Origin of the sequence: Brevundimonas sp. (assembly GCF_036399195.1) — a bacterium.
In the GTDB taxonomy this organism is placed as follows: Bacteria; Pseudomonadota; Alphaproteobacteria; order Caulobacterales; family Caulobacteraceae; genus Brevundimonas.
On sequence record NZ_DASWNO010000161.1, the window covers coordinates 1 to 8,084 of the forward strand.

Annotated in this window: 10 protein-coding genes and 2 riboswitches; of the genes, 2 read left to right on the top strand and 8 right to left on the bottom strand. The window is 69.1% G+C overall.

Annotated features, from left to right (window positions below):
* Together VGB60_RS07415 and VGB60_RS07420 are read left to right on the top strand one after the other, a co-directional pair.
* On the top strand, nucleotides 1–451 hold a 451-nt coding region (locus VGB60_RS07415), incomplete at its 5' end, for a hypothetical protein (protein ID WP_331037630.1).
* Nucleotides 451–963 carry a F0F1 ATP synthase subunit B gene (locus VGB60_RS07420; protein ID WP_331037631.1) on the top strand — a complete coding sequence of 171 codons (513 nt, stop codon included), beginning with the start codon at nucleotides 451–453 and terminating at the stop codon, nucleotides 961–963. The genes VGB60_RS07415 and VGB60_RS07420, both read left to right, overlap by 1 nt.
* 58 nt (nucleotides 964–1,021) lie before the next feature.
* Here the strand turns inward: VGB60_RS07420 and VGB60_RS07425 are convergent, their stop codons facing one another.
* From VGB60_RS07425 to add, 8 genes are all read right to left on the bottom strand, one after another.
* On the bottom strand, nucleotides 1,022–1,504 hold the full coding sequence (locus VGB60_RS07425; RefSeq protein WP_331037632.1) for a DUF6789 family protein: 483 nt from the start codon (nucleotides 1,502–1,504) through the stop codon (nucleotides 1,022–1,024).
* Nucleotides 1,505–1,610: 106 nt separating this feature from the next.
* A complete protein-coding gene (locus VGB60_RS07430; RefSeq protein WP_331037633.1) occupies nucleotides 1,611–2,084 on the bottom strand; it encodes a DUF4440 domain-containing protein in 474 nt (157 codons plus the stop codon).
* A gap of 4 nt (nucleotides 2,085–2,088) precedes the next feature.
* The gene (gene gcvPB / locus VGB60_RS07435) at nucleotides 2,089–3,660 is read right to left on the bottom strand and encodes an aminomethyl-transferring glycine dehydrogenase subunit GcvPB (protein WP_414644484.1); all 1,572 of its coding nucleotides are present in this window, start codon (nucleotides 3,658–3,660) and stop codon (nucleotides 2,089–2,091) included.
* Nucleotides 3,660–5,000: an aminomethyl-transferring glycine dehydrogenase subunit GcvPA gene (gcvPA, locus tag VGB60_RS07440; protein ID WP_331037634.1), complete on the bottom strand. Its 1,341-nt coding sequence runs from the start codon at nucleotides 4,998–5,000 to the stop codon at nucleotides 3,660–3,662. Before gcvPA ends, gcvPB begins: the two co-directional genes overlap by 1 nt.
* 161 nt (nucleotides 5,001–5,161) lie before the next feature.
* Complete coding sequence (gene gcvH, locus VGB60_RS07445) at nucleotides 5,162–5,524, bottom strand: glycine cleavage system protein GcvH (protein WP_331037635.1); 363 nt, start codon at nucleotides 5,522–5,524, stop codon at nucleotides 5,162–5,164.
* 11 nt (nucleotides 5,525–5,535) lie between these two features.
* A complete protein-coding gene (gene gcvT / locus VGB60_RS07450; protein WP_331037636.1) occupies nucleotides 5,536–6,651 on the bottom strand; it encodes a glycine cleavage system aminomethyltransferase GcvT in 1,116 nt (371 codons plus the stop codon).
* Between the two features lie 55 nt (nucleotides 6,652–6,706).
* Nucleotides 6,707–6,798: riboswitch (glycine riboswitch) on the bottom strand.
* Nucleotides 6,799–6,802: 4 nt separating this feature from the next.
* Nucleotides 6,803–6,898: riboswitch (glycine riboswitch) on the bottom strand.
* 132 nt (nucleotides 6,899–7,030) lie between these two features.
* Entirely contained in the window at nucleotides 7,031–7,309 is a 279-nt protein-coding gene (locus VGB60_RS13330; protein WP_414644485.1) for a DUF6894 family protein, read from the bottom strand.
* 196 nt (nucleotides 7,310–7,505) lie between these two features.
* Nucleotides 7,506–8,084: adenosine deaminase (add, locus tag VGB60_RS07455; protein ID WP_331037637.1), on the bottom strand; the 579-nt coding region annotated here is incomplete at its 5' end.

Genomic DNA, 8,084 nt, shown 5'->3' on the forward strand with positions numbered 1-8,084 from the left:
CGGCCAGATCGTCTACCTCGTCCTGCTGTTCGCCATCCTCTACTGGCTGATGGCCAAGGTCTTCGTGCCGCGTCTGCGGGGCGTGATCGACCAACGCGCGGCGACCATCGCCGACGCCGTCTCGGCGGCCCGCCAGGTTCAAGCTGAGGCGGCCGGCCAAGCCGAAGCCGCCAAGGCTGAGGTCGAGGCCGCTCGCGCCTCGTCCCGCTCGACCGCCGCCGCCGCCAAGGCGCGCGTCACCGAACAGGCCAACGCCCGCGCCGCCCAGGAAGAAGCCGTGGTCAACGCCCGCATCGCCGAGGCCGAGACCGCTATCGGCCGCACCCGCGACGCGGCCATGACCAATGTCGCCTCGATCGCGTCCGACACGGCCGTCGCCATCGTCGAACGCCTGACCGGCAAGGCGCCCACCGGCGCCGAAGCCGCCGCCGCCGTGAAGGGCGCCGCCTGATGGAATTCTTCAACCCGCATCTCTACAGCCTGTCGAACCCGGAGCTCTGGGTGGCGGTCGGACTGCTGCTGTTCTTCGGCATACTGATCGTCGTCGGCGTGCCCAAGCTGGTCGCCGGCCAACTCGACGCCAAGGCGGCCAAAATCCAGTCGGAACTCGACGAGGCCGCCCGCCTGCGCGCCGAGGCCGAGGCCCTGCTGGTCCAGATCCGCGCCGAGAAGGCCGAGGCCGAGGCGCAGGCCGCCGAAATGCTGCGCGCGGCCGAAGCAGACGCCCGCCAGATGGAGGCCGACGCCAAGGTCAAGCTGGAGGAGTCGCTCGCACGCCGCGAAGCCCTGGCCGAGCGCCGCATCGCCCAGGCGGAGGCCCAGGCCGCGGCCGAGGTGAAGGCCGCCGCCGCCGATCTGGCGGCGCGCGCGGCGGAACAGATCCTGACCGCCCGGCTGGCGAACCAGACCACCGACCCGCTGTTGGACGCCGCGATCGGCCAGATCGGCCAGCGGCTCAACTAGCCGTCGCGGACCGCCGAACGATCGAGGCCCCGCCGGTCCGCCGGCGCGGCCTTTTTCGTCAGTGAGCCGGAGCCGTGCCGGCGAGGGACCGGGTCCGCTTTTCGCGCTCCACCAGCCGCCCGTAGACGGTGCCGAGCACGATGCCGAACACGGCGTGCGTGGCGATCATCCACGCGAGCGTGCCGAAGCCCGCCTGCATGAAGAACATCCCGACCGGGCGACCGACAACCCCGCTGAGCGGCGCGACGGTCAGACCCATGACCAGGAAGGCTCCAATGGCGAACAGAATGCCCTTCGACTCCGGCGTATCCGTCGGAAGCCGTGGGCAGAGCACGCCGAAGGCCGGCCCGAGGACGAACGTCCCGATCAGCAAGTGAGCGGCCCAGCCGACGGCCATCGTGTCGGGCATCTGCAACATCACGGAAAGCAGTCTCGGAAAGCTGGCGGCCCAGGGGCCCAGCGTCATGTTCGCAATCTCGAGGATGGAGACGACGACGGTGGCCGCAAGACCGGCGGCCATACCCTTTTGTACGCGTGACATCATGACCGATAGCGCCTCCCAACGCTTCTCATGGTTCAGTTACGCGTCAGTGAGCATACGCCTCTTGTAACGAACGGCGTTCACATTGCCGTGCTCGGGCAGTCGGCTAACGGATATTGAGCACGGGAGTCTCGTCCTCGACCCGGATCCGCCACTGGCCGTCGATGCGGACCAGCAGGCCGTGATAGGCGATGGGGCGGGCGCTGCCGTCCGGGCGGGGCCAGTTGAAGCGGCCGGTGACGGTCACGACGTCGTCCCCCGCGGTGACGAAGGCGAGGTCCTCGAAGGCGAAGTCGGCGGGCGGCCGCCACGCTTCCGCGCGGTAGTTTTCGGCGATCCGAGCGGGGTTGAGCCACTCGCCTCGGCCGCCGCCGACGAACCATGCCCCGGCGGGGTCGTAGCGGCCGATAACGGCTTCGCGGTCGCTGTTCCGCAGATCCTGCGCGTAGGCGTCCATGAAGGCGCGGGCGCTCGCGTGATCCCGGCTTTGGGCAGGCGGCGGGACCGTCTGGGCCGCAGTCTCCGCCACCGCGGCTCCCATGAAGAAGAGGGCGAGCCCGGCTGCGAGGATGGGGCGCATTGGTTTACTCCGCGGCGATGTTCGAGCCTTCGGGCGCGGTCCAGCGTAGCACGGGCGCGCGGGCGGCGCGGGTCTCGTCCAGCCGCTTCAGCGGGGCGTGGAACGGGGCGCCCTTGAAGCGTTCGGAATCGCCAGCCTTCGCCGCTTGGGCGAGGGCCCGCATGGCGTGGATAAAGCGGTCCAGCTCCTGCTTCGACTCCGTCTCGGTCGGCTCGATCAGCATGGCCCCATGGACGACCAGCGGGAAATACATGGTCATCGGGTGGAAGCCCTCGTCGATCATCGCCTTGGCGAAGTCGAGCGTGGTGATGTCGGTGCCCTTCAGCCATTCGTCGTCGAACAGGGCCTCGTGCATGCACGGGCCGTCCGGGAAGGCGGGGCTCATCAGGTCCTGCAGCCGCGCCTTGATGTAGTTGGCGTTCAGCACGGCGTCCTCGGCGACCTGACGCAGGCCGTCGGAGCCGTGGCTCATCATGTAGCTGAGGGCGCGGACGTACATGCCCATCTGGCCCTGGAAGGCGCACAGGCGGCCGAATGCCTGCTCCGCCTCGTCCTCGGCGAACTCGATCAGGCGGTAGCCGTCCTCGCCCTGCACGACCCACGGGGCCGGGGCGAAGGGGGCCAGCGCTTCGGACAGCACCACCGGACCCGCGCCGGGGCCGCCGCCGCCGTGCGGCGTCGAGAAGGTCTTGTGCAGGTTGATGTGCATGGCGTCGACGCCGAGGTCGCCGGGCCGGACCCTCCCGACGATGGCGTTGAAGTTGGCCCCGTCGCAGTAGAAATAGGCGCCTGCTTCATGGGTCAGCCGGCTGATCTCGAGGATGTCGCGCTCGAACAGGCCGCAGGTGTTGGGATTGGTGACCATGATGGCGGCCGCGTCGTCGCCCAGCTTGGACGCGAGGTCGGCGACATCGACGCGGCCGTCGTCGGTCTGGGCGACCTCCACGACTGTGTAGCCGACGAAGGCGGCGGTGGCCGGGTTGGAGCCGTGAGCCGAGGTCGGCACCAGCACCTTGCGGCGCATTTCGTGCTCGCCCGAGGCTTCGTGTGCGGCGCGGATGGCCATCAGGCCGCACAGCTCGCCATGGGCGCCGGCCTTGGGCGACAGCGCGACGGCGGGCATGCCGGTCAGGGTCTTCAGCCAGTGCGCCAGTTGGTCCATCAGCTCCAGCGCGCCCTGCACGGTCGACTGGGGCTGCAGCGGGTGGATGTCCGAGAAGCCGGGCAGGCGGGCCATCTTCTCGTTCAGGCGCGGGTTGTGCTTCATCGTGCACGAGCCGAGCGGATAGATGGCCAGGTCGATGGCGTGGTTCTTCTGCGACAGGCGCACATAGTGGCGCATGGTCTCGGGCTCGGACAGGCCCGGCAGGCCGATCGGATCGCGCCGCACAAGGTCGCCGAGGTCGGAGCCGTCCGTCTTCGGTTCCGGCAGGTCCACGCCGGTCTTGCCCCAGCCGTCGCTCTCGAAGATCAGGTGCTCGTTCTGCAGCAGGCCGCGGCCCCCGGTCAGGGTGGCGGGTTTGGAGGTCACGGCGTTCGGGGTGGTCGGACGGCCGACCGTGTTCATCGTGCTCATTATAGAACCTCCGCCAGGGCGGTCTTGAGGGCGGTGATGTCCGCGTCCGTGGTGACCTCGGTCGCGGCGACCAGCAGGACGTCATCCATGCCGGCTCCGGGGGCGAGGCGGCCATAGGGCACGCCGGCGAGGATGCCGCGTTGGGCCAACTGCTCCACCACGCCGACGGCGGGCTTCGGCAGGCGGACGGCGAACTCGTTGAAGAAGCGCGGGGTCAGGACTTGGACGCCCGGGATGGCGGCCAGCGCGTCGCGGGTCGCCAGCGCGTTTTCGTGGTTGAGCAGCGCCATGCGCCGCAGGCCCGTCTCGCCCAGGAGGCTCATGTGGATGGTGAAGGCCAGGGTGCACAGGCCGGAGTTGGTGCAGATGTTCGAGGTCGCCTTGTCGCGGCGGATGTGCTGCTCGCGCGTCGACAGGGTCAGGACGAAGCCGCGCTCCCCGTCGGCGTCGACCGTCTCGCCGGTCAGGCGGCCCGGCATCTGGCGGACCAGTTTTTCGCGGCAGGCGAACAGGCCGACGTAGGGGCCGCCGTAGTTCAGAGCGTTGCCGATCGACTGGCCCTCGGCGGCGACGATGTCCGCCCCCATCTCGCCGGGCGACTTCAGCAGGCCCATCGACACGGCCTCGGTGACCACGACGATCAGCAGGGCGCCGGCCGCGTGGGCCGCTTCCGCGATCTTCGTCACGTCGGTGGCCGTGCCGAACACGTTCGGGGTCTGGACGACGACGCAGGCCGTATCCGGGCCGATCTGGGCGATCACGTCGGCTTCCGCGTCGACGGCGGCCGGCAGGACTTGGGTCTCGACGCCGACGGCGTGGACCACGGTCTCGGTGGCGGCGACGTAGTGCGGGTGTACGCCGCCGGAGATGATCGCCTTGTTGCGGCGGGTCACGCGGGTGGCCATCAGCACCCCTTCGGCCATGGCCGTCGAGCCGTCATAGAGGCTGGCGTTCGCCACCGGCATGCCGGTCAGGTTCGCCACCTGGGTCTGGAATTCGTACAGGTACTGCAACGTGCCCTGGGCGATTTCCGGCTGGTAGGGGGTGTAGCTGGTCAGGAACTCCGAACGCTGGATGACATGATCCACGGTGGCCGGCACGTGGTGCTTGTAGGCTCCGGCGCCGCAGAAGAACGGGACGGTTCCGGCGGTGATGTTCTTCGCCGCCAGCGCACCAAGCGCCCGCTCGACCTCCAGCTCGCCCGCCACCCGCGGCAGGTCCACGAACCCTTCGCGCCGGGCCGGTTCGGGGACGTCCACGAACAGGTCGTCGATAGACTTGGCTCCGATGGCGGCGAGCATCGCCGTGCGGTCGTCGGGCGTCAGGGGGAGGTAGCGCATGGTTCGCTCCAAAGCCCTTCCCCTCGAGGTGGAAGGGTTGGGATGGGGTGGTGGCAGGCTGGCGCAGAACGGGTCGCGTTCGGCGCCGATCGGATTCCAGGCAGGAGGGAGCGTGCCTCCACCCCACCCAAACCCTCCCCCTCGAGGGGGAGGGCTTCAGTTCACAGCGTGCTCAGGTACTGGTCGTAGGCCGCGCGGTCCATCAGACCATCGGTCGCGGCGGCGGCGACGCGGATCTTGGCGAACCAGCCCTCGCCTTCGGGATCGGCGTTGACGGTTTCGGGCGCGGAGGCGAGGGCGGCGTTGCCTTCGACCACTTCGCCCGACACCGGGGCGTAGACGTCCGAGGCCGCCTTGACGCTCTCGACCACGGCGAAGCTGTCGCCCTTGGAAACCGACTTGCCGGCCTCCGGGGTCTCGACGAACACCACGTCGCCGAGGGCGTCAGCGGCGTGTTTGGTGATGCCGACGGTGGCGACGTCGCCATCGAAGCGAACCCACTCGTGATCCTTGGAGAAATGCATCGATCCGATCCTCAGGCTTTCGGTTTGCGATAGTAACGTTGGGCGACGAAGGGCGTGGCGACGACCTCGGCGGCGGCGGGACGACCGCGCACGACCACCTTCAGCTCCGTGCCCAGATCGGCGAACCGCGGCGGCACATAGCCCATGGCGATGTTGCGGCCCAGCGTGGGGGAGGGACCGCCCGAGGTGACCGTGCCGATGACGGTCCCCTCCATATCGGCGATCTCCGCGCCTTCGCGGGCCGGAGCGCCTTCCTTGACGCTGAGGCCGACGCGGACCCGCGACGGGCCGTCGGCCAGCTCCTTCAGGATGCGGTCGGCGCCGTTGAAGTCCGCGCGCTCCTTGCGCGACTTGGACAGGGCGAAGGTCAGGCCGCCCTCGACCGGCGAGGTCGTGGCGTCGATGTCATGGCCGTGCAGCGGCAGGCCGGCTTCCAGGCGCAGGCTGTCGCGCGCGCCGAGGCCGATCGGCTTGACCCGGGCGTCCTCCAGCAGAGTGTTCCAGACCCGCTCGGCATGATCGGCCGGAACTGAGATCTCATAGCCGTCCTCGCCCGTGTAGCCCGAACGGGAGATGAAGCAGTCGCAGCCGAAAAGCATCAGCCGCGCGCATTCCATGAAACCCATCTCGGCCAGCAGGGGCTCGTGCTTCGCCATCACCTCGGCGGCTTCGGGCCCCTGGATGGCGAGCAGGGCGCGGTCGTCGAGGATCTTCAAGGTCGCGTCGCCTGACAGGTTCTCCTGCAGGAAGGCGAAGTCGGCGTCCTTGTTGCCGGCGTTGACCACGACATAAAGGCCGTCGTGGTCGGGCTTGCCCGCCATCAGATCGTCCATGATCCCGCCCTCGGCGTTCAGCAGCAGCGAGTATTTCTGCTTGCCGGCCTTGAGGATCGCATAGTCGCCGGGGACGAAGCGCTCGAACTGGCTGATCGCGTCGTCGCCCGAGATGCGGCACTGGCCCATGTGGGAGACGTCGAACAGGCCGGCGTGGTCGCGGGTCCAGCGGTGCTCGGCCAGCACCCCCTCGTACTGCACCGGCATGTCGTAGCCGCCGAAGCCGACCATGCGGGCGCCGGCGGCGCGGTGCGCGGCGTTGAGGGGCGTGGTCTTCAGGGTCTCGTCGGTCATGGTCAGACTTTCACGGTCGCGTTTTGCAGCGGAAGCTCCGCCGTCCTCGCGCCCCCGCTGTCCTGAAGCCTGAGAGATTCCGCCCAAGTCGGGGCTTGCTCCGTCGGCGCGCTCATGAATCCCGAACCGGGGAGCGACTTTCCAGCGTCCGTATGTCCTCGCGGTCCGTTTGCCTGAGCGTTTCCGGGGCGGTTGCGCCTTCGGCTCCGGGACCTTTGAGGGGCCCGATCTCTCCCGCGAGAGCGCCGCGACCTAGGCCCCGACTCAATGGGGAAGTCAAGCGTGGGCGGCCAGGGTGTCAGCGTCCCCGCTGTCGCTGACCTTGCCTCCGGCGACCAGGTCCGCTGGCCTCGCCGTGAGACGGGACGGGTCCTGAGAGCTAGTGCCTTCGTGCTGACGCGTCCCTCTGCTGGAAAGAGGGTAGCTCGGCGCTCACGTTTAGGCCGCCCGTGGCCGCCACCTCGTATACCAGCCGCCCCTCCGCATCCGTAACCTTGACAGCCAGGGGACCATCGCTCGTCTCCGCCCGATCCGCGACAAGATCGGACAGGCTCGCCCAGGCCGTGCGTTTGGCGGCGACGTCGTCGGGGAGCTCCAGCCCCTCAACGTCGCGGCCAACTCTTCTGCCTTCCAACGTCTCGAAGAAGTACCTCGGCACGGACCGCCCTCCATCGCGGAAGAAAGCGCAGACAGTTTCGCGGTTCCTGTGCCCGGCAGCAGAGGCAGGATCGCTGGAAGCGCGCGGGAAATACAAAGGGTGGTTCAGCGTCCGCCCGTGCGTCCGGCGCAGCCAACCTCCTGCTCCGGGCCTGTTTCCACGCCGGTGCGTACCTCGCCGAGTCCGCCTCCCGGCGTCAGACCGCTGAGTAGGCGTCCAGCTCCGCCAGCCGCGCCGCCTTCTCCGCCTCGCTCAGGAACGACCCCTCGAAGCTGTTGCGCGCCAGCTGCGTCACCTGCTCCCGCGTCAGGCCCACCGCCTCGGCCAGCCGGATGTAGTTGTCGTTCACATAGCCGCCGAAATAGGCGGGGTCGTCGGAGTTGAGGGTGACGTGCAGCCCGCGGCGGAGCATCTCGGGGACGGGGTGATCCTTCAGGTCGTCGACCACGCAGAGCTTGAGGTTGGACAGCGGGCAGACGGTCAGGGTCATCCGTTCGCGCGCCAGTCGTTCGACCAGGGCATCGTCCTCCATCGAGCGGTTGCCGTGGTCCATGCGGTCGATGTGCAGCAGGTCCAGCGCCTGGTGGACGTAGGCGGGCGGGCCCTCCTCGCCGGCGTGGGCGACGCGCTTGAGGCCCATCTGACCGGCGCGGTCGAACACGCGCCGGAATTTCGACGGGGGGTGGCCGACCTCGGAGGAGTCGAGGCCAACGCCCGTGATGCGGTCCAGCCACGGCTCCGCGGCCTTCAGCGTGGCGAGGGCGGCGTCCTCGTC

Bases quoted from the DNA above. Each gene is read 5' to 3' on its own strand.
- gcvT (WP_331037636.1), bottom strand. From the start codon at position 6,651: ATGACCGACGAGACCCTGAAGACCACGCCCCTCAACGCCGCGCACCGC.
- gcvPA (WP_331037634.1), bottom strand. From the start codon at position 5,000: ATGCGCTACCTCCCCCTGACGCCCGACGACCGCACGGCGATGCTCGCC.
- VGB60_RS07420 (WP_331037631.1), top strand. From the start codon at position 451: ATGGAATTCTTCAACCCGCATCTCTACAGCCTGTCGAACCCGGAGCTC.
- VGB60_RS07430 (WP_331037633.1), bottom strand. From the start codon at position 2,084: ATGCGCCCCATCCTCGCAGCCGGGCTCGCCCTCTTCTTCATGGGAGCC.
- VGB60_RS07425 (WP_331037632.1), bottom strand. From the start codon at position 1,504: ATGTCACGCGTACAAAAGGGTATGGCCGCCGGTCTTGCGGCCACCGTC.
- gcvPB (WP_414644484.1), bottom strand. From the start codon at position 3,660: ATGAGCACGATGAACACGGTCGGCCGTCCGACCACCCCGAACGCCGTG.
- gcvH (WP_331037635.1), bottom strand. From the start codon at position 5,524: ATGCATTTCTCCAAGGATCACGAGTGGGTTCGCTTCGATGGCGACGTC.